The following is a 21,737-nucleotide window of genomic DNA, read 5'->3' as shown; positions in this document are numbered from 1 at the left end:
AAATAGTGTTGCAAAAAACCTCTTTGATTGTCTTTGTTAGGGAGGAGGTTTATTTTTAAAAAACTTTCGGCAATAATATTTCATTTAAAACGTTAATTGCATGGTGGATATAAATCTGTTATAATAGAGATATTCTGAATAGAGATATTCTGTTTGAAAAAGTTGATAAATTGGTGATTTTGGCATTTCAAAATCCAAAACTTCTTCGTTATAGAGACCAATTTGGCGTTAATCAAGGGATTGACGATTGAAATATCTCCACTATGTAATTAGTGTTTTTTTCATTTACTGTTTTGACAATGCGCAGAATGTTGCATTAAAATTGTACTTTGGGTAAGAAAAGGTGGTTTGATCAAAATGCTGAAAAAATGCGGCGGGCTGGTATTGGCTTTGTTGTTTATTTTAATTCTCTCCCTTCCCGCTTGGGGGGAGGAGGCAAACAAAGAGCCGGTCCCTCTGGATCAGATTTTTAAGGAGAGCGTGCTCTTGCCTTCTGATTTTAAAGGAAACGCTTTTGTCAATGGCGAGCTGATGACTTACAACGACGCGGCAAGCTTTAAAATTTACAGTATCAACGGCCGGATCCTGGTCCCGATCCGTTTGGCCGTCGAGGCTTTGACAGACCTGGAAAACGACGTTTATTGGAATATCCGCTGGGACGCCGCCAAGCCGGATACGGTTACCTTGTTCACATCCTACGCGCCGCATTATAAAGTAGTGGTTACGGCCGGCAGTAAGACCATGCAGGTAAATAATCAGGATATTCCTTTAGACATACCGGCGCAATCGATCGGCAACAGGATCGTCTTGCCCCTGCGCGCCATCAGCGAGGCCATCGACCGGGAAGTCTGCTGGTCGGACGGTATGGTGATCATTAGCCGGGTTCCCGTCGACCTGACGAGCGGCAAAACAAAGGAGATCGTGGCAAAGGCGAAAACCCGGTTAAGCACCTGCGGCAGTGATATTGAGGATAAGCTTAGTCCGGTAGCTGTTTATAACGGCGGGTACTACGCTTTAAAGTCTTATTATGACGCAAAGAACAATTATGTTACGGAATTATATTATTACAAAAACGGCAAAGCCGGCAAAATCGATCTGGCCGGAGAGTCCAAAATCAAACTGCCTGACGGCAATGATAGCATCCATGACAGCGATCCCAAGAGCATAGTGGGCGACAGCCTTTACTACCCGACCAGGATCGGCTCCGAAACCAAGCTTTACCGACTGGACTTCGCCACCAACAGCTCAACCGAGGTCTGCTCCTTATCCGCCGATCCTGCCGGCTGGAATTTGGACGACGAGGGCTGGTTTGACGGCGTCAGCCGTTTGGGTCAGAATACTTATGTGGTGCTGCACAGCGGAGATTTGACGATGGGCAGGGATTCGATTTACCGCTTGGTAAACAAAAGTTTGGAGGATGTCGGCGGCGCCAAATGGCTGTCATCCGTGGTACAGGTGGGGACAAAGCTGTATTATACCAGCCTGGAGTTCATGGGCATGACGGAAAATAATTTGTATTATCTTGATCTGGCGCAAAACCAGCCGGTGGCCGATATCGCGCTGGAAGGCTATGCCTATGACGTCGTCCGCAAGGCGACGGAAAACTCTATTTCTCTTAGCGCTTCTACCGATATGGAAGGCCTAGCGGTCAAGGATAGCTTTATCTACGCTATGCTTTACCAGGAAAAGGCCGACAAAGACAACCGGAATGTGGTCAGAATCAATACGGCGGACAACACGCAGACGATTCTGCCCATAGAGGTCAATAAGTTCTGGCTGGTCCAGGACGGCATCCTATATCAGGAATTTACCAGCGGAAAACTGATGAAATCGGACTTTGACGGCAGTCACATAAAAGTCCTGGCAGATCAAGACCTTGACAAAATTAAGGTTTATGGCAACGATATTTATTATACGGTTGCCGGCGAGGCGGGGCTGTATCATCTCAACGTCGTAACGGAAGCCGGGGAAAAGCTCAGCGATATCGTAGTGGACGATATTTTGCTCAATCAGTCCGGCAGTTACTTTGTCAATCAGTCTTATGACGCGGGTATTTTTAAGATCAGCGACGGCAAGGCCGCTAAAATCGTCGACGGCTTTGTGCAAAGGTGTCTCAATACCGACGGAGGGATTTTATATAATAAACGGGGTTCCGCCGATGTTTATGAGGCGGATTAGCGCTTTAAAAAAACAAGATGGACTTGGCAGCCTCGGGCGGCGGTCAGTTTAGAATTACACCGTAAAGGAGAGCCGTATTGGGTATTTTATCGGACCGGGCTTGTCCACGGGAAAGAGACGGTCCGGAAAGGAAGGATATTGATGAAGAAATGGCTGGCAATCCTATTTGTCTTGGCTGTCCTGGCTGTTCCGGCCTATGCCTTGGCGGACGGGCAAAGCGCCGGACCGGTCCCTCTGGATCAGGTCTTTGACGATAGTGTGATTTTGCCTTTTGAATTTCACGGGTATGCTTTTATGGATAATAGCCTGATTACTTTCACTAACGGCGAAAATTTTAAACTTTACCGGATAAACGGTCGGGTGATGATACCGGCCCGATTGGCGGAAAAAATATTATATTATAACCGAACCCGTTGGTATGCCGCAGCGTATACCACAAACCCGGCTGGAGTATTATTCGCCAACGGCGAAAATAAGGTAGCCATTACGGTAGGCAGTAAAATAATGAAAGTCAATGGTAAAGAGGCGCCCCTGTCAGTCCCGGCCCGCATTGTCGATCAAAGAATCATTATACCGCTACGGGACGTTTTCAATGCGTTAAACTTAACGGTCTGTTGGCAAAACGGCATGTTGATCATCAGCAAAGTGCCAATCGACTTATCCAGCGCGCAAACGAAAGAGATCGTGGAAAAGTCGAAAACCCGTTTAACCGACTTCCCCCAGGACGTGGAAAATAAGCTATACCCAATCGCCGCCTATAACGGCGGATACTACGCGTTGAATTCTTATTACGACCAAGTTGGCGATTACATCAACAACAAGTTATATTATTATAACGAGGGTAAACGGGAACTAGTAAATCTAGCCGGGGATGTAAAAAACGGCAATTTTATCGGCAGCGGCGCCAACGTCTTTGATTATGGCATGGCAGGGCAAAGTATTTATTATCCGGCCAAAACAGGTTCGGAAACAAAGCTTTACCGCCTGGATTTCGCCACCAACCGCTCGGTGGAAATCTGTTCCCTCTCCGGCGGCGATATCGGCTGGTCGTTATACTCAGCCGGTCAATTTAGGGGTGTGATCGGCTTTGGCAATTATACTTATGTCGTGCTTAATACCGGGGAGGGAACCATGGGCGGCGACGATATTTACCGGCTTGAGAGCAACAGCCTAACCAAGGTCGGTGAAGCTAAATGGCTTAATTCCCTTACCCAGGTCGGAACGAAGCTGTATTATACCGATCTGGACAGCATGGGAATGACCGAAAACAATCTCTATTGTTACGATTTTACTAAGGATACGCAGGCGGAAAATATCGCTATGAACGGTTATACCTATGACGTGGAGAGAGAAAAATCGGATTCCTCTGTCACCTACAGGTGTCCTACGGATATGGACGGCCTGGCGGTAAAGGATGGATATCTTTACACCATGCTTTACCAGGAGAACGCGAAAAAAGACAACCGAAACGTGGTTAAAATCAATACGGCCGATAATTCCCAAACTGTTCTGCCGATAGAAGTGAATAAATTTTGGCTCGTCTCGGACGGTATCGTTTATGTGGACTTTTCTACCGGTAAACTGATGAAGTCCGATTTCGACGGTCAAAACGCCAAAGTCCTGGTTGATAAAAAAATTGATTTAATCAAAGCATACGGCGATCATATTTATGATACGGTGGAAGGCGAGGCTGGGATTTATCATACTGATGCCGTAGCGGAAAAGACGGAAAAGCTGAGCAATATCGTGGTCAACGATATTCTACTCAATCAGCCCGGCTGCTATTTTATAAACTATACGTATGAAGCCGGTATTTTTAAGATCAGCGGGAGCGGGGCCGTGAAAATCGCCGACGGATTTGTTCAGTGGTATATCAATACCGACGGAGGAATTTTATATAATAAGCGCGGATCAACCGAGATGTATCTGGCAAAATGAAATGAAAAAGCAATTAAGCGCTTATAATACCAACATATCTAGGGGGAATAAGATGCTTAAGAATCGATTTTTAAAGTTATTTGTACTGGCAGGAATCGTATCCGTAATAGCAATATTTTTCCCAGTGCAGTGTTTTGCCAAAGAGAGCTGGGATTATAAGGTTTCTCTGGTAAAACACGGGGTAGAAATCAAAATCAACAGCGGGAACGGAACATATGACGGAACTAGTTTTGCAACGATTCCGCCTATTGCCAAAAACGGTAGGATATATATTCCTTTGCGTTTGCTAAAAGATACGGGGCTGGCTGAGATCATCTGGAATGGAAATAATACAGCCGATCTGGTTCCGGCAGACGGGGGATATCATGTGCGTTATCAGGCTGGTAAGCCTGTAATGTTGTATGTGAGCAAGAATGAAGAGGGAGAATACATCGTAGATTATAATAATCCGGTCACAATTCCCGCACCTTTAGCTAAAAACGGCATCTTTTACATCCCGGCTAAATCCCTTGACCAGGTTTTGAGAAAAAACATTAACTATGCCAATAATACCCTGACAATCTACTGGAGAGTTCCTTTGATTGAAAGAAATAGTTTTCCTGTAAAGGCAGAAGCTGAAAACCAAGTATTAAAAATAGCATATGAGGATGAGCTGGATATTCCTTTGGTGATGCGGGTGTCGGATATTGGGGGTGCAGGCTCTTTACAAAATAGGAAAAGCGAAGAACTTATTCTGGATAATAAAAAATTTCATATGATCGAGGTTTCTCTCTCCTTGCAACCCGGCGACAATCTTTTTTATCTGTGGGCAAGGGGAGGCAATCAAGATCAGTATGATTCTTTTGTTATCAAAAGAGAAGTAGCTGATGCCAGCTTAGTGCCTATTAACTATAATAATTCTATGGATTATATGTTCATAGATACTAAAGTCCGGGATGTTTTTGAGATCACCGAACCTGAAAGCGGCTATATCAAACTTGCGGCTCCCGGACAGATGGATTTTAAAGGCCATTTGAAAGTCGATAGTTTTGGAGATAATGTTTTTTCTATAAAAGTAGGTAAACTAGTTAAAGGTAAATATCAGGAATACAGTAGTGAGGAACTTCCCGTGGCAGACGGGCAGTTCGGCACTGTACTTAATTTCAAGGAACCAGGTTCTTATTGGCTGGAAGTGTTTAGTCCCAAATATATTCCGTCTGCCGAATCCGGTCCGTGTTCCACAGAATGGGCGGATGTCAGGGTAGAAGTTGCGGATCCGACCAGCAATGAGTTGCGGGGAAATACTACCGGTAATATCAATAATAACGGCTTATATGCTAAGGCCGGCGACTCGATTTACTACAGCAATCTTAAAGACCAGGGAAAACTATATAAAATGAAAGTCGATGGAAGCGAGGCAACAAAAATCACCGATGATCTTGCTTGGTATATAAATGTAACCGGTGACGATATCTTTTACAGCGGCGGGGACGGATGGAATCTGACGAAAATCAAAACCGACGGAAGCGGGAAAACGGTACTGGATACCCAAGCCTACCATGTCAATGTTATCAATGGCTGGATTTATTATACCAAAGGTTTTCTGCAAGACGGGAAAATGTATAAAATGAAAACGGATGGCAGCAATCGTACTCAGATAAGTGAGGATCATATAAGCGATCTGGTAGCAACTAACAATGCCATCTATTATTCATCCGATTATTATGGTAAATCAATCAAAATCAATCTTGACGGGAGCGGCAAGATCAAACTATTCGCTGCCAGAGCTAATTTCGGATTAAATGTTGAAGATAATTGGCTCTATTTTAATCATAATGATGCTCTTTATAAAATCAAAACCGACGGTACGGAATTGAGTAAGATATGCGGTGATGATGCCCGATGTATCAATGTTTCCGGCGATTGGGTTTATTATAGCGACTACTCCGAGGATCGGAAAGTATTATATAGAATCAATGTCGACGGTACTGGCAAGGAAAAGTTGAGCGATGATAAACCGGGGTACATCTTTGTGCTGGATGATAAGATATTTTACTATGATCTATACAGTAATATCATGAAAGAAATAGATAAACCGCTTTGAAGAAAAAGCCACCTCAAATTTCAATACTGCTTTTACCATTGTGTAATAAAGTTCTTGTTAACCTTGATAAACAAGTTTTATTAAATGTGAGGAATAAGCCTTAGAACTGCTTTTTCTGATTTCATTTGCTTTAAGAATTGGAAGGGAATATACTGGTATGGAATATAATAGTAAGTTTCCTTTGGACAAGCCCACAAAGAGAATAAAGAACAAAATTCATTTAACGGCTTATTAAACTACTGATTAGTAAATAGCAAAAACGGAGGCGCCCGTGATGCTTAAATCAGGCTCGAAAGTTTCTTTTTCAATTATTTTTCTATTGGCAATCATCATCTTCTCCGGGTTGACAGGCAAACCCCTGGAAACCCGGGCTGGGCAAAACCTGCTGGCCGGCGGCGCTGCGGCGACGGCAGGCGCATCGCTGGATAAATTAAAGGCAAAGCTGGACAAGGCCACAAATGATCAGGAATTCAGAACTGTTGTTGGTGAGTTTAACGCCCTGCCGGGGCCGAATGCCGCAGCGGCGCAAATTTTGCTGGACTACCTGAAGGATAAAAGAATAAATGACAACAACATTGTAGACGCTCTGACCAAGTTGATGACGGATGAGCAGGTTTCCCACCTGGCTAAAGAAATTAATACCTTTAACGAAGCTAATTGTGACCGGTACCTGATTCCTGTTTTAATCGCCCGCATCAAAAACACCGCTGATCTGACCAATACGCTGCTTTCATTGCAGGAAAATTATTTCTTCGAGAATTACCAGAAGCTTATAGAACAAAAGTGGCAAATAATTTTTGCCAGTCCGACTGAAGCCGTGCCCTGGCTGGATATGGTATACACCAGACTGGCCAACCCGATGGCCCGGCAGATTTTTATTCAGGCTGTTGGCGCCGCAGCCCGGAAACAGCCTGCCGGAGAATGCCGTTCTGCCGTCACCGGCTGGCTTTGGCGCATTCAGGAAAAGGAAACGAACTCCGCTGACCGTTATGATCAAGTTCTTGCCCTTTACGCGCTTGGAGAAGCCAAAGCGTTGGAGTCTATAGACAGTTTCTATTCAGATCTTGTTTCCCCCGTAGAAAAGGCAGACTTAATCCAAAGAGTTACCTACTTCACACACTGGCTGCCGGAAGGAGTAAGTAAGAAGGGTTTAATTGATTGGCTGTGGAAAGTAGCCGGAAAGGAAATGTCTGCGTATTGCCGCCAGACAGCTCTTTCCGCCCTTTATATTGATTTTGGCCAGGAAAAGGCACTGGAACAGTATGTGCAGGAAACGGATTTAAAAGGAGTGGCTTTGGCTCCCCTTACTCACGCAGATCCTGTTTTCTGGGTTGGCGGCCCGGACTGGCGGATGCTGAGAGACGTATGCCAAAAGTACCCTCAAAGTTATCTGGGCAGAGGAATCAAGGCGTACGAAAAAGTACGGGGACAATCTTATTTTGAGATAGACAGGCCGGAAGAACATTCTTACACCTGCTGGGTATCTTCATACGGGGACGAGGAGTATAATCCGGACCGGGAAATCCCCGGCTGGGAAAAATTCCTGACTGGCTTTCCCCGCCACCCGGCCGCGGATGACGCCGCTTACCGACTGGCCCGCTGTTACGAAATCAAGGACCGTTTTGCAGACGCTGTTAAAACAATGCAAAAAGCGCGCTTTTTACCTGACGGAGATATGAATTACGCAGCAGGCGGCAGATTGGTTTATATCCTCGATGTGAAAATGACCTATGCACAATTAAAAGCCCTGTCCTTGAACAAACTGGAACAACCTCTTGATGCGTATGTTGACTATTCCCTGGCTATAAAAGAAATCCGCCGGGATGACTTCCAGCAGGCCGCAGCCATGCTGGAGGAGTTTTTAAAGCAGGAAGCTGACCCTGCCAACAAATATGTTTTTCCATTTGACCTTTACAACGTTGATAAATACGATTTCCGCGGCGCATTAGAAAAGCAGCTTGCTGACGTAAAGAAGCTTGCCGGTTTAAAATCACAGTGGGAAGTTTCCAAAGCACCGGCTGATTTATACAATATGGCAGCAGCTATCTTTCATAACGAAATGCTCTACTATAACCACTTATGGGCCGGGGAGAGGCAGTCTTACAACTGGCTGGGGTATATTAATGACACAAGGTACGGACACGCGCCGGCTGAAATGGCCGACTTCATCCGGGAGATGATTAATTACAATCACAGCCTGCCGTATTTCCAGCAGGTTAATCAGGATCAATCATCTGCGCCGGAATTAAAGGCCAGGGCGCTTTACTCAACCGGCCTTTGTTACATCGGCCTGGGCGGATGGGGGGAAGACGCCTCGTTTGCCTTCGACTTACCGGAGATTTGGGGAAAAGTTATCTCGACTTACCAGCAATTCGTTAAATTATATCCGGACAGCACAATGGCCGATGACGCTTTGCTGGCGCTCGGCGCATATACTGGTGATGCCGCATACCTGCAAAGGATAATCAAGGAGTACCCGGCGAGCGACGTAATGGAAAAAGCGAAGAACCTGATTGAAGATATGAAATCCCCGTATTACACGCCGGTTACCCGGTATGGATGGTCTGTACCTTTCAAGATTTTATCCGTGAATGACGAAAGTGTCCCGCAGGAAATTAAAAAATGGGCATCTGTCAATATCCCGCTGTCTTTTACCGGCTCGAAAACCTCGGGTAAATGGATTATAACAGTGATCTGGAATGGTCCTGGTTCTAAGCCTTTTACCGGCTCTAAAACCTCGGGTGAATGGAGCTACCTGCTTATCTCCGCAGGACAAAAACCAACGTCCGGTTACAGTAAAAGGTGAGAAAAACCATGGCATTCGTCAATGAATTTTTAACCAGGGAAGAAAGAGCTGAATTTGCAGCTAAAGCGATAAAAAATCCGGGCAATATGCTGACTGCTCTTGAAGCAACCCGATGGACAATTGACCGTGAGAAAAATATCTTTCTTATTTGGGGATTTCAGGAACGAAAAGAAACCTATGATTACTATTTCCTTCTTGGATGGAATAATATACCTATATCGGTAAGATTAAGTAAAACATGGATAGATCGTGAAACCTGTGAATGGAAGCTTTTTTATATAAAGTTACCGGATGATTTGAAAGAAAAAACAGGCGAGATTATCCAAAGTTTAAAAGACGCGCTCTCTGTTTATGGATTTAACGGAAGTCCGGATGAACCTTTCGATTCTTTCAATAAAACCATTAAAGTTCAGTTCGGCTTTTAATTTGTTCCTGCAGGGATGGAATTCGTAAAGTTACGAAGTCCATCCCAGAGATTAAGCTTTTTCGCTTTCTTAATAAGTGGTTAAATGAACAAATTGACGTTTGCTTCGTCTGCTTCACCAAGGTAGGTTATAACCCCCGCATATTCCAACCCGTCAATTAATTCTTCTTCTTTTATACCCATAACGTCCATAGCCATAGTACAGGCGATCATTTTTACTCCCATCTCCTGTGCGGTCGCTATCAGCTCATTTAAAGTGCTGACATTTTTCTTCCTCATAACGGTCTTCATCATAAAAGCGCCCATCCCGCCGAAGTTCATCTTGGAAAGACCGAGTTTTTCGGCCCCCCTGGGCATCATCCAGCCGAACAGGGACTCCAGAAAACCTTTTTTCAACTTAACACTTTCATGCTTTCTTAAAATATTCAGGCCCCAGAACGTAAAGAACATAGACACCTCATTGCCCATGGCTGCGGCGCCGTTGGCAATAATAAAGGAAGCCATGGCTTTGTCAAGATCACCGCTAAAAACAATAATTGTCTTTTTGTCTGCGCCCATAATAACCCTCCTTCCTATCTTTATCCCGTCATACTCTAATTTGCTTTAAACTGCCTGCGTGCTCATTTTCGCCCCTTCAGCAGCATGGATGCCAATCAGGCTTTTTTTATTCTCGCTTTAATGACTCCATTTTCTTCATCCAGGAACAGCAGAATGTTATTTGTTTTTTTACACCAGGCGGCAATATCTTTTTTAAAACCCTGGTCAGTTACCTCAATACATAAAATATCGCCACAGTCACAAGCCTTACTTTCTTTGAACAATTGAACAATTGGGCCGGGACACTGCAGTCCCCTCGCGTTTATCTTTATTTCCGTCATGATAAGCTCCTCCATATTTATTAGTTTTTCTATACCGTTGCAAACGGGTAAGCGGTGATGCCGCCTTCCAGCATGCTTATTTTTTCAAATCCCAATCTTTTTAGCTTTAAAAGAGCCATGTAAGAACGCTGACCAATTTTGCAATAAAGGATAATCTCGCTGTTCCGGTCTATTTCGCCGGCGCGTGAGGCTAAATTCCGCAGCGGTATGTTTATTGAACCGGGAATACTGCGGACGAAATACTCTTCCTCTGTCCTGACATCGACCAGGATGGCGCCCTTTTCCATATTTTTCCTGAGGTCAATCGGTGAAATCCCGTTAAACTTACCCTCCAGTTTATTCAACATCACATTGGCCGACACAATGGTTGAACTCATGGCTGTTGAAAACGGGGGCGAATAGGCGAGGTCCAGTTTAGCCAGTTGATCAACTGTAGTTCCGAAAGTAATCGCCGTTGCCAGTATGTCTATAGGTTTATCTACCACGCCCTCGCCATATATTTGCCCTCCTAAAACGCGGCGGCTGTTCCGGTCCACAATAAGCTTGGTAATTATGTCCCGGTTGCCCGGATAATAATGGGCCCGGTCCGGCGCCGGAACCAGCACGGTTTCCACATCATAACCAGCCGTTTTTGCTTCTCTTTCCGAAAGGCCTGTTTTGGCCGCATTGAGATCAAACAATTTTATTATTGAAGTGCCGAGGACGCCATTAATTCTATCCTTAGTTTGCGTGCCGGAGAGGTTTATTCCGGCGATCCTTCCGGTCTTGTTAGCTGTCGAACCCATCGGATACCAGACGGTCCGGCCTGTAATCAAGTTGGTGTTTTCAGCGCAGTCCCCCACCGCGTAAACATCACTTATGCTTGTTTCCATTTTACTGTTTACCGCAATAGCTCCCGTTGGGCCAATTTGTATTCCGCACTCCCGGGCCAGTTCTGCATTCGGACGGACACCCACGGAAAGAACGGCCAGGTCAGCCTCTAGCCGGCTGTCTTCTACTAAAACTGTCCCCACTTCACCCCGGCCGTTATCTTCAAAACCTTTCACAGCTACGCCGGTTAAAATATCGGCTCCTTTTTCTCTTAAATATTTTTCTACATAGTGAGCGGAATCCGGATCGAAAGGCGGAAGAACATGTGGCGCCAGTTCGACAACAGTCGTCTTTATTCCCGTATGAATCAGGTTTTCAGCAACCTCCAGTCCAATCATCCCACCCCCGACGACTACAGCTTTCTTTATGTTCCGTTCCCTGAGCAGCTTTTTTATGGCAAACGCTTCCCCAAGGGTGCGTACGGTAACGATATTGACAAGTTCTTTTCCTTTTACAGGAGGTATAAAAGGTGAAGCGCCTGTGGCCAAAACAAGTTTATCGTACTTAAACTCCTTGACGGCGCCGTCGCTTAAATCTTTAGCGGTAACAGTTTTCTCTTCCGGCGCAATCTTTAATGCTTCAATGCCGGTGATAACTTCAATGTCGTAGTCGATGAGAAAATCTTTTGGCTTTCTAACCAGAAGTTCTTTTTCCTCCCTGATTACATCACCGATGTAGTAAGGAAGACCGCAGCCGGCATAAGATACGTAAGACTCCCTTGTTAAAACCGTTACTTTGAGATCGGGATTTTCCCTCATAGCTTTTGCCGCTGCTTTGGTACCGGCGGCCACACCGCCGATTATTACCACATTCCCAGGCTCCATAGTCCTACTCATCCTCCTGTTTGTTATTAAAATCTAATTCGTTATCCAATATTAAGCTGACAATCTGCTTCACCTGGTCGTTTACAACCTCATAACAGATCTCTGTTCCCTGACGCTTTCCCTTAATGATTCCCTTACTCCGTAAGATTCCCAACTGCTGGGAAACAGTCGACTGGGGCATTTCAAGACAAGTCGTCATTTTATTTACATTACACTGGTTTTCCATAAGCCCATGCACGATACAAAGCCTGACCGGGTGCGCCAGCGCTTTAAGCAAATCAGCTTTTTCCTCATAGCTTTTAATGTCAACCATCAGAATTCTTTTAATTAACCTCCTTTCATATATCATAATATTGCTATATTACAATATTACAATTATTATTGTCAATAAAAATTTTACAGATATTTATGCTGCTGAATCGACACTTGCTAAAGGATGATAATTATCAAAAAGGGAAAGCAATGCCTCAAGTGCGATTTTAAGCCTTTATTCAAAGAACGAGTGAACCCGGGGATAAGGCGAGGGAAGTGTTTGAGGTATATGCGGTAAAAAGTTGCTTTCCCGGTAATTAAACAACCTCAATATGATAGAATAATGTTATCTATTTAGAAGGCATTCTTCATTTGAATAAACCAAAGGGGTGGTGTTTTTATGTTGCTTATTGACCGCTTTGAAGGAAGCTGGGCGGTAATTGAATACGGAAAAAAAACATTTAACCTTCCCAGGGCGTTGCTGCCTGAAAATGCGAAGGAAGGAGATTTGATTACCATGGCAGTCACTATTGATCAAAAGGGAACAATGACCCGCAGGAAAGCTGCCGATAAGCTGGCAGGCAGTCTGTTCGAGGAGTAGGGAAAATGCGCGCTGCAAAAATTTACGCAATAATCTTATTGCTTCTAATCGTAACTTTCGCCGGATGCAGGACAAATCAAGTTAAAAATACAGGCACGCAACCGGCCGGCAAGTCGGGAAGCACGTCGCAGACGGAACCGTCAAAAACCGTTCCGCCATTAGATGCCGAAAAAACGAACGGCAATTTAGAAGTGCACTTTCTCGATGTCGGACAGGGTGATTCGATCCTGGCCCTATTCCCTGACGGTGAAAATATGCTTGTTGACGCAGGCCCTCCCGAAAACGGGCAGTACATTGTATCTTATTTAGAAAAACAGGGAATCACAAAAATCGATTACCTCATCGCAACGCACCCTCATTTGGATCACATCGGAGGTCTTGAGAAAGTCCTGAAGATTTTTGAAACCGGCAGTATATATATGCCGAAGGCGCCGGCCACCACACGAACCTTTGAGAACGTGCTTCTTTTAATCAAGGAAAAAGGACTTAAAATAAAGACAGCAAAGGCGGGAGTGACGATTATCAACCGGGACAATCTTCAAGTAGGGTTTGCCGCCCCGGCGGATATCGAATACGACGACATAAACAACTATTCTGCGGTAATACGGATACAATATGGCGAGACTGCTTTTTTGCTTACCGGCGATGCCGGGACGGTGTCCGAAACCCGGATGCTGGCCTCCGGCGTTAATTTAAAGGCTAATATCTTAAAAATCGGGCATCACGGGAGCAGTCACTCCAGTTCAATAAGGTTTTTGGCTGCTGTATCACCGCAATATGCCGTAATTTCTGTAGGCGCCGGGAATGATTACGGCCACCCCAGTGAGAAGACCATCGCCAAACTGGAAAAAGCAGGCATAAAAATTTTGAGAACCGATCTAATCGGAACAATCGTGTTCTCATCTGACGGCAGAACCGTCTCAAGACTGGCTGCTTAAGCCTGTACAAATGCGGACTGCGTCTCTTAAAAACACTGCCATGCCCGGCTGATCTTTTACGTTACGTCAAAGTCAATTATTTTCTTAAGCTTTTTTTAAAGTAAATTCAAAAGCTGCCCCTTCCCCGGGCCGGCTCTCCACCCGGGTTACACCGCCATGCAGATGGACTATTTCCCTGGCTATATAAAGGCCGAGTCCAGTTCCCCCAAGTGAAGGTGTATGCGCTTTGTCTACCTTGTAAAACCTTTCCCAGATGTAAGGCAGGTCTTCCTCCGGAATCCCTTCACCCGTATCGCTGATCCTCACCCGGGCTCCCTGATCCTCCCCCCTAAGACTAATAGTGATCTTCCCGCCCTGGTTAGTATGCCGGAGAGCGTTGTCAATAAAAATAATCAACAATTGCTCCAGACGGTCCCCGTCACCCTGAACTAAAAACGGGGAAGAATCCGGGAGCAGCGTTAGCTGAACCTGCTTTTCACCTGCTAAAGGGCTGAATTTTTCTAGAACTGAGCGGGAAATCGTCTCAAGATCAACGCTTTCCATGTCCAGCTCAACCTTGCCGGATTGCAGCCGGCTCAAATCAAGCAGATCGACAATCAGCCTCTCCAGCCGTAAAGTCTCCTGCCTGATAATCTGGTAGTATTTATCAGGTTTTTCTTTCCTGTCAATGACTTCGTCAAGCAAAGCTTCTGTATAACCCCGGATAACGGTCAGCGGCGCGCGTAATTCATGTGAAACATTGGCAACAAAGTCCCGGCGCATTTTCTCAAGCTGCTCAGCCTGGCTTATATCCTGCAAAATTCCCACCGAGCCCAGGATGGCTCTCGAAGAAACGATTGGGGATACATAGGCGCGAATGGTCAGCTTGTCAACAGTAAAAACGCAGGAACCGCTTGACCCTGATTTAAGGACATCCTTAAACAAGCCGGAAAGCCCGTCAAAACCCTCCAAAGATGAAATCGGCAGCTTAAAAAGATCCTCCTCGCTGATTTTTAATAACTTTGCCGCAGCAGGATTTATCCTCAAAATCAAACCGTCTTTGTCAACAGCGATGATACCCTCGAAAAGGCTTTTTAACATCAGCTCCACTTTACCCTTTTCTTCTTTGAGAGCCTCTATGGTCAGGTCAAGTTCACCCGCCAGGTAATTGAATGAAGCGGCAAGTTCTCCAATCTCGTCATCGCCTTCCGCCTCAACCTTCTTCTTATAATCCCCCCGCGCCATAGCCAGGGCGGCCTTGTTCATTTCCCGCAGCGGCTGTGAAATTTTTCTGGATAAATATAAGCCCAGACCGGAGGCAATGGCCAGCGCAGCCAGAAAAGAAGCCAGCAGCAAAGTATAAGTGTCTTTCACCGCCTCGGCGACGCCGGGAACAGGAGAATTTAGAAAGACTGCGCCGATAACCTGGGCGTTTCCGCTGTCCTGACCGCTTACAACAGGTATGGCGACAGTCAGCATCGGTTCGCCGTAATAGGGAGAAAAACCTCTGTAAGAAACCGTCGACCCCTTTAAAACAAGCTCGGTGTCTTTGGGAAGAAGCTGCATCCCCCTTATAATTCTCCCTGCCGCCTTCCCGCGCCCGAAACCGGGGACAGCCCCGCCGGACAGGGCTAAAATATAGCCTCCCCTGTCGATAACCAGAACCCTGGCATCTAAAAAGATCTCTGCTGAATTTAGCACATAATTAAGCGTCTGGTCCGAAAGCAGACCCTGCAGGTAATAATTTGCAACTAAACTGATTTGTTTGCCCTTGACAAACAGTTCCTGCTCCTTGGTTTTAATGAGGTGGTTTCTTAAAAGGATTGAAAAGAAAACGCCAAAAATTATCGTACTGGTTATAATAACTACCAGGTAGGTAACCATCAGCTTTCCAAAAATGCTTTTTTTCAAACAGGCTTCACCTCAAATTTATACCCAACACCCCAGATAGTCTTGATGTCCCAGTCGAGATCGACCCGTACTTTCAGCTTTTTGCGCAGTCGTTTGATATGAGTATCCACAGTGCGTGTGTCGCCAAAAAAATCATATCCCCAAATCCTGGCCAGGATTTGTTCCCTGGTAAAAACACGACCGGGAGAACTTGCCAGCAGCCATAGAATTTCTATTTCTTTTGAAGTCAGGGGTACTTCCTGGCTGTCGACTATAATCCGGTACTCATCAAGGTTTATTTCAAGATCGGTGAATTTTAACACTTTCGGTTCAGAACCTGTATTTTCTATCCTTCTTAATACAGCCCTGATTCTGGCTACGACTTCCCTTGGATTGAAAGGCTTGGTAATATAATCATCCGCTCCCAGGCCAAGACCCAGCAATTTATCCAGGTCCTCGTCCTTGGCAGTCAGCATGATAATCGGCGCCTTCGAAAAAGTGCGGATCTGCCTGCAGACCTCGAGTCCATCCATTTCAGGAAGCATTAAATCCAGAACTATCAGCTGAGGATTGCAGTTTTTTGCTTGTTCGAGGGCCTTCTTGCCATCATGGGCAAGGACCAGTTCAAAATCCTCCTTCTTTAGGTAAAGGGAAAGCAATTCCAACACTCTGTCATCATCATCCACCAGCAAAATCGGACGTTTTACGGCCATTAAAACACCTCCCCAGCTTATCTTACAACAATATTATGACAATTTGGTGTTATTTTTTAGACACTATCGGGGAACGTTAAGAAAGCATATATTGTTACTTAATTTGCCAAGCTTTTGCCACATCTTTTGGCTAAACTATTATAATAGCTTTTCGAAAGGAGGTGTTATTGAATGAAAAAACCTTTGCTTATTGCAGCAGCAGCCCTTCTGATTATAGCAGTTTCAATGTCAGCCGCCTTCGCCAAAAATAATACAGATAATCAGCAAACGCCAAACGCAGCTTTCCAGAAAAACAATCTGTCTCAAAAACTCACCGATGCACAGAAAGCCGATTTATACAAAATTGCTCAGCAAATGCTCGACCTTAAAAAGCAGATGATTCAGAAATACGTTGACTTTGGCGTTATTACCACCCAGGATCAGGCTAATCTGATGATCAAGAAAATGACCGACAATTTTAATAAGATGAAGGAAAAAGGTTTAGTCCCAGGTCCGGGTATGTGGGGTATGAAGGGTTTTGGACAGGGATCTCACAAGTGCCCTGTACCGCAGAACACCACACAATAATCCTGAATAGCAGACGTGATCGAGTAGGAGGCTACCCATTATTTGAGTAGCCGACCTCTCACACCACCACTCATGCGGCTCCGCAAGTGGCGGTTCCCAAGTTTACACCTGAACATATTTAAGATAATCCGAGAAAAATGTATAGCCAGCCTGTCTTAGGCGGGCATCAGTTACAGTGACTTTTAGAATTTGGCTATTGGCTATCCGCCAGTAGCCTTTTCTATGTGCGCCCGGCATGGTCGCAGTCTAATGGGTGAAAGTCCCTAGTGCGGGTTGATAGTGCCAAGCACATAGCTAAAGGCAAGGGTGTCTATCACGAGGTGGAATCTGAAGGAAGCCGGAGGCAAACTTCTGGCCTGACGAACAGGAATCACATAAGGCATGCATAGGCTGGGTAAAGCTGCCTAACAAGCCAAAGCCCCAAACTATCCGGAAGCCTATGGTGTAGATGTGGCAGGTGGATGGAAGGAAAGACTGCGTTCTTACCCGGGGAGGTCTCACGAACGGGTAGAAACAGAGTAAGAAGTCCGGTTGAAACAAGATTTGTCGTGAGAAGTCAGCCGAAGCCATAGTACAGAGGCATCGCGATGCCGAAGGAAGGGCTGAACCAAAGGAGGTGTTGGTCAATGAAAGTTACTGAAAGCGACAAACGGAAGCACAGACAACCTCGATTTGAGGACTATCTGCAAATGGTATCTGCGGAACAGAAAGAATATGCAGAAGTGTGCGGGTCACCTAAGATGACTGAAAACGACAGCACCAACACAGACAAGCAGACGGAAGGATTGCTGGAACAAATTCTAAGCAGAGACAATCTGAACCTTGCCTACATGCAGGTTAAGAGAAACAAAGGTGCTGGTGGAATTGATGGTATGCAGGTAGATGAACTTCTACCCTTTGTTTTTGAAAGAAAACCAGAAGGAACTTTTACAATCCCTCCGGGACGGTAAATACCGGCCTAAACCCGTTCGCAGGGTAGAAATACCCAAAGAGAACGGTAAGACTAGAAAACTGGGGATACCAACCGTCGTGGACAGGCTAATCCAACAAGCGATATGCCAGATTCTGACCCCTATCTTTGAGATGCAGTTTTCAGACAACAGTTTTGGGTTCCGACCAAAAAGAAGTGCACATGATGCGCTTAAAAGATGCCAAACCAACATTACAGATGGCTACAAATATGTAGTTGATTTGGACTTGGAAAAATATTTTGACACGGTGAACCAGAGCAAACTCATCCAGATACTGTCGGAAACGATAAAGGATGGAAGGGTTATTTCGCTTATTCATAAATTCCTGCGAGCAGGAGTCATGGTAGGTGGAATGTTTGAAGACAGTCCCGAAGGAGTGCCTTATGCAAAGAAAGTTAATATGCCAAGTAAAACCTTGTATCCTGCATTAACACTACATTTTTAATTGATTTACTTTGCATATTCCTGATAACAATGAAAGAAGGGCAAATGCCCAGAATTCATTACTGGAGGGATAAATGTGCAAAGAACACTTGAAGCATTGCTACAGGAATTGGAGCAGGAACTGTTGCGCCTGGGCTATGTTGAAGGCACCATGAGCTTTTACCAGAGGCATTGACACAAGTTGCTGAAATTCGCAGAAGAACGAGGTGCAACCTACTTTACAGAGCAGTTGGGTCTGGATTTTCTTGAAACTCATTTTCACATATTGCGAAAAGATCTTGACAATACTCTGTCTCAGAGAGATGTTCAAGATATCCGTGTCGTGAGAATGATCGGAGATTTCCAGCTTCATCACGTTGTGCTGAGGCGGTACTACAAACACCAGGAACTGCTTACAAATCCGTATTATGTTGCCGCCAGCGCAGATTTCCAGCGTCATTGTGAGTGCAAGGAATACTCGTCTGTTACAATTGACCATTATGTGAAGCAGACGGCGCGATTTATGGATTATCTTCTTGCTCAGGGTATATACGATTGCAGCGAAATTACTCTGCCGCTTGTGAACGGCTACATTAGAACGCTGGTCGGATATACCTACAAAACCGTGGAGCAGAACATTTGCTCAATCAGGGCATTTCTGAGATACCTGAACGATAACGGTATCCTGAATGAAGATCTGGCATCAAAAACGCCAATGGTACAGGCAAGAAAACAGACCAGAATTCCGTCTGTTTGGACAAAAGAAGAGCTTAAAGCACTGATTGGAGCCATTGATCGCGGAAGCCCCAAGGGAAAACGCGATTACGCCATTATTTTATTGGCTTGCGTATTAGGACTGCGTGTTACCGACATTAAACAGTTGACTTTTTCCAATTTCAACTGGCAGGAAAAGAAGCTGACCTTTACGCAGTCAAAAACTCATGAAAGAGTTACCCTCCCGATTCCGCAGGAAGTAGGCTGGGCAGTCATAGATTATTTGCAGTATGGTCGGCCTAAAGTTGATTTACCTGTTATCTTTGTTCGTCATATGGCACCGTTTCTTCCTTTTTCAGAAGGAGACCATTTATCTCAGTTGATTAAATCGTATATGCAGATTGCACATTTGCCGACGCTGAAAAAGCACCGCGGAATGCACTCTCTTCGCCATACGGCAGCGTCCAGAATGCTTGAACACAATACTCCTCTTGAGGTGATTTCAGATATCCTCGGTCATTCCCATACAGATTCCACCGCAGTATATTTGAAGGTGGACATCAGCAAGCTGAGGGAATGCGCCCTGGATACGCCGGAGGTGACCACTCATGTGTGAATTTTCTTTCAAAGGACCTTTTGCTGAATTTATCGCAAATCATATTTCGCTAAAACGGGCAATAGGTTACAAATTCGAAACGGATTCGGAAAGTTTGATGCGGTTTTCCATATTCACAGCTGAAAAATATCCCGATGCAAGCACCCTTACCCGAGAAATCGTTTTGGATTGGTGCGCAAAGAAAACTTATGAAGCACAAGCTACTCAATGCACAAGAGCATCCACGCTCCGGCAACTTGCTATTTATATGGATAACATTGGCCTTAACACATATATCCTGCCGAAAGGCTATTATCCTGCTGAGAAGAAGTATATTCCGTATATCTTCACCGAGAATGAGCTTCAGCGCTTTTTTAGCGCCACAGATCAATGCCATTATGTCAGCGAATGCCCTTACAGGCATTTGGTTATGCCGGTGTTCTTCAGGATGATTTATGCCTGTGGACTTCGCCCGCAGGAGGCAAGGCTGCTGAAAACGGAAGACGTTGACCTTAACGATGGAATATTGTCCATTCAACACTCAAAAAGGGATAACAGCAGACTTGTACCGATGTCAGCCGCTCTTACAGCCCTTTGTCGCGACTATGCTGTCGGAATAAGTGACAGCGAATGGTTTTTCCCCGGACTTAACGGCAAACCAATGACAGCAGGAAATGCATACCATAACTTCAGACGTTTTTTGTGGAAAGCAGACATCTCACATGGAGGGCGTGGGAAAGGCCCAAGAATATACGATTTTCGCCATGCCTGGGCCTGCCATTGCCTAAAAAAGTGGGTTGCCGACGGGAAAGATCTCACAGTATATTTTCCGATTTTGAAAACATATATGGGACACGATTCCTTTGAGGACACGGCATATTATCTGAGACTCACCGCCGATGTTTTTCCGGATATCACCATCAGACTGGAAGGGTGCTATCCAGACATCATCCCTTCTCTGGGAGGTGCAGTTGATGCAATCCACTGATTTTGCGGAACATCTCACCCAGTTTCTTACGGTGTATTTGCCGGCGCAGAAAAATGCAAGCAAGAACACGATCGCGTCATACAGAGATACCTTTAAACTGCTACTCCAATACTGTCAGGAGCGGCAAGGCATATCTGCTGAAAAACTGACTATGCTCATGCTTACCCATGATCTTGTCGCGGATTATCTTGGATGGCTTGAAACCCATCGTAATTGCAGCATTTCAACAAGAAACCAGAGACTGACTGCGATACATTCATTCTTTCGATATGCCCAGTATGAAGAACCGATGGGATTGGCCAACTTCCAAAAAGTAATATCTATTTCGGTTAAAAAAGCGCCAAAACCGGATATTCCGCATCTGACCACAGATGCCATGCAGCTGTTACTGTCCCAACCGGATAAATCCGCTCCCAAAGGGCGCCGCGACATTACGTTGCTGTCGGTTCTTTATGATTCCGGATGCCGGGTACAGGAACTGATTGATCTTAAAGCGCGGGATGTAATATTAACAAATCCGACAGTCTTGATTTTGACCGGCAAAGGCAACAAAATGCGCCGAGTACCTTTGATGAAAAATACTGCCTCGCTTCTTGATAGTTACATCCATGAAAACAACCTCGAAAAGCCGTGGAAGAGCGACTATCCGCTGTTCACCAACAAACAGCACAACAAGCTCACAAAAGAGGGCGTGTCTTTCATTATTTCCAAGTATGTGACGGCTGCCAGGCAGGTCTCGAGTATTGTACCTGAACGGGTGACTCCACATATGTTTCGCCACAGCAAAAGCGTTCATTTGCTTCAGGCCGGCGTCAATCTTATTTACATCCGGGACTTCCTTGGTCATGTAGATATACAGACGACCGAAGTTTATTATGGCAAGCAAGTAATTATGTAAAGTGAACACCAGAATTCGCTGATTTAATAGGATTTGCTGTTGCCTTTCTTGTCATAACAACTAATACTTTTCTTAGGGCGCTATGCGTTACTAATAGAAAAGGAGACGGTTTGTTATGATGAAAAAAATCAAAGTAACAGATCTGTGCAGCGAGTTGGAGCAAAAACTTGTAGAACTCCATTACTCCGATGATTCAATGCGCAGGTA

At 45.1% G+C, this 21,737-nt stretch carries 15 protein-coding genes and 4 pseudogenes; 12 read left to right on the top strand and 7 right to left on the bottom strand.

The window, feature by feature from the left end:
* Positions 1–357: 357 nt before the first annotated feature.
* The 5 genes from DEH07_02060 to DEH07_02040 all read left to right on the top strand — a co-directional run bounded on the left by DEH07_02060 (position 358) and on the right by DEH07_02040 (position 9,430).
* On the top strand, positions 358–2,178 hold the full coding sequence (locus DEH07_02060; protein HBY03332.1) for a hypothetical protein: 1,821 nt from the start codon (positions 358–360) through the stop codon (positions 2,176–2,178).
* A gap of 141 nt (positions 2,179–2,319) precedes the next feature.
* The gene (locus DEH07_02055; protein HBY03331.1) at positions 2,320–4,116 is read left to right on the top strand and encodes a hypothetical protein; all 1,797 of its coding nucleotides are present in this window, start codon (positions 2,320–2,322) and stop codon (positions 4,114–4,116) included.
* A gap of 1 nt (position 4,117) precedes the next feature.
* Complete coding sequence (locus tag DEH07_02050) at positions 4,118–6,199, top strand: hypothetical protein (GenBank protein ID HBY03330.1); 2,082 nt, start codon at positions 4,118–4,120, stop codon at positions 6,197–6,199.
* Between the two features lie 274 nt (positions 6,200–6,473).
* Positions 6,474–9,005 (top strand): hypothetical protein, encoded by a 2,532-nt coding sequence (locus DEH07_02045; GenBank protein HBY03329.1) that lies wholly within the window; start codon positions 6,474–6,476, stop codon positions 9,003–9,005.
* Positions 9,006–9,013: 8 nt separating this feature from the next.
* Positions 9,014–9,430: a hypothetical protein gene (locus DEH07_02040; GenBank protein HBY03328.1), complete on the top strand. Its 417-nt coding sequence runs from the start codon at positions 9,014–9,016 to the stop codon at positions 9,428–9,430.
* Positions 9,431–9,510: 80 nt separating this feature from the next.
* Here DEH07_02040 and DEH07_02035 read toward each other — a convergent pair whose 3' ends face one another.
* The 4 genes from DEH07_02035 to DEH07_02020 all read right to left on the bottom strand — a co-directional run bounded on the left by DEH07_02035 (position 9,511) and on the right by DEH07_02020 (position 12,314).
* Positions 9,511–9,987 carry a hypothetical protein gene (locus tag DEH07_02035; GenBank protein ID HBY03327.1) on the bottom strand — a complete coding sequence of 159 codons (477 nt, stop codon included), beginning with the start codon at positions 9,985–9,987 and terminating at the stop codon, positions 9,511–9,513.
* 95 nt (positions 9,988–10,082) lie between these two features.
* Positions 10,083–10,307, bottom strand: a complete 225-nt coding sequence (locus DEH07_02030; protein HBY03326.1) for a SirA family protein — start codon at positions 10,305–10,307, stop codon at positions 10,083–10,085.
* Positions 10,308–10,336: 29 nt separating this feature from the next.
* Entirely contained in the window at positions 10,337–12,001 is a 1,665-nt protein-coding gene (locus DEH07_02025) for a dehydrogenase (protein ID HBY03325.1), read from the bottom strand.
* Positions 12,002–12,005: 4 nt separating this feature from the next.
* Positions 12,006–12,314, bottom strand: a complete 309-nt coding sequence (locus DEH07_02020) for a transcriptional regulator (GenBank protein HBY03324.1) — start codon at positions 12,312–12,314, stop codon at positions 12,006–12,008.
* Positions 12,315–12,653: 339 nt separating this feature from the next.
* Between DEH07_02020 and DEH07_02015 the strand changes: the two genes are divergently transcribed.
* On the top strand, positions 12,654–12,854 hold the full coding sequence (locus DEH07_02015) for a DUF3006 domain-containing protein (protein ID HBY03323.1): 201 nt from the start codon (positions 12,654–12,656) through the stop codon (positions 12,852–12,854).
* Between the two features lie 5 nt (positions 12,855–12,859).
* The gene (locus DEH07_02010; GenBank protein HBY03322.1) at positions 12,860–13,792 is read left to right on the top strand and encodes an MBL fold metallo-hydrolase; all 933 of its coding nucleotides are present in this window, start codon (positions 12,860–12,862) and stop codon (positions 13,790–13,792) included.
* Between the two features lie 84 nt (positions 13,793–13,876).
* On the opposite strand, the gene DEH07_02005 is transcribed toward DEH07_02010, so the two are convergent.
* On the bottom strand, positions 13,877–15,682 hold the full coding sequence (locus DEH07_02005; GenBank protein ID HBY03321.1) for a PAS domain-containing sensor histidine kinase: 1,806 nt from the start codon (positions 15,680–15,682) through the stop codon (positions 13,877–13,879).
* Positions 15,679–16,374 (bottom strand): DNA-binding response regulator, encoded by a 696-nt coding sequence (locus DEH07_02000; GenBank protein HBY03320.1) that lies wholly within the window; start codon positions 16,372–16,374, stop codon positions 15,679–15,681. The genes DEH07_02005 and DEH07_02000 overlap by 4 nt, the downstream gene beginning before the upstream one ends.
* Positions 16,375–16,545: 171 nt before the next feature.
* Here DEH07_02000 and DEH07_01995 point away from each other — a divergent pair, with 171 nt between their 5' ends.
* Entirely contained in the window at positions 16,546–16,941 is a 396-nt protein-coding gene (locus DEH07_01995; protein HBY03319.1) for a hypothetical protein, read from the top strand.
* 102 nt (positions 16,942–17,043) lie between these two features.
* Here the strand turns inward: DEH07_01995 and DEH07_01990 are convergent.
* A pseudogene (locus tag DEH07_01990) lies at positions 17,044–17,163 on the bottom strand (maturase).
* 404 nt (positions 17,164–17,567) lie between these two features.
* Between DEH07_01990 and DEH07_01985 the strand changes: the two are divergent.
* From DEH07_01985 to DEH07_01970, 4 genes and pseudogenes are all read left to right on the top strand, one after another.
* A pseudogene (locus DEH07_01985) lies at positions 17,568–18,357 on the top strand (maturase).
* 75 nt (positions 18,358–18,432) lie between these two features.
* Positions 18,433–19,665: pseudogene (locus tag DEH07_01980) on the top strand (hypothetical protein).
* Positions 19,658–20,632 carry an integrase gene (locus DEH07_01975; GenBank protein ID HBY03318.1) on the top strand — a complete coding sequence of 325 codons (975 nt, stop codon included), beginning with the start codon at positions 19,658–19,660 and terminating at the stop codon, positions 20,630–20,632. Before DEH07_01980 ends, DEH07_01975 begins: the two are co-directional and overlap by 8 nt.
* A pseudogene (locus DEH07_01970) lies at positions 20,619–21,506 on the top strand (integrase). Before DEH07_01975 ends, DEH07_01970 begins: the two are co-directional and overlap by 14 nt.
* The last annotated feature ends 231 nt before the right edge of the window (positions 21,507–21,737 follow it).

The sequence above is a fragment of the Desulfotomaculum sp. genome (assembly GCA_003513005.1).
Lineage (GTDB): Bacteria > Bacillota > Desulfotomaculia > Desulfotomaculales > Nap2-2B > 46-80.
Note: the sequence above shows the minus strand (reverse complement) of the source record. Positions and strands in the feature narration are given on the sequence as shown.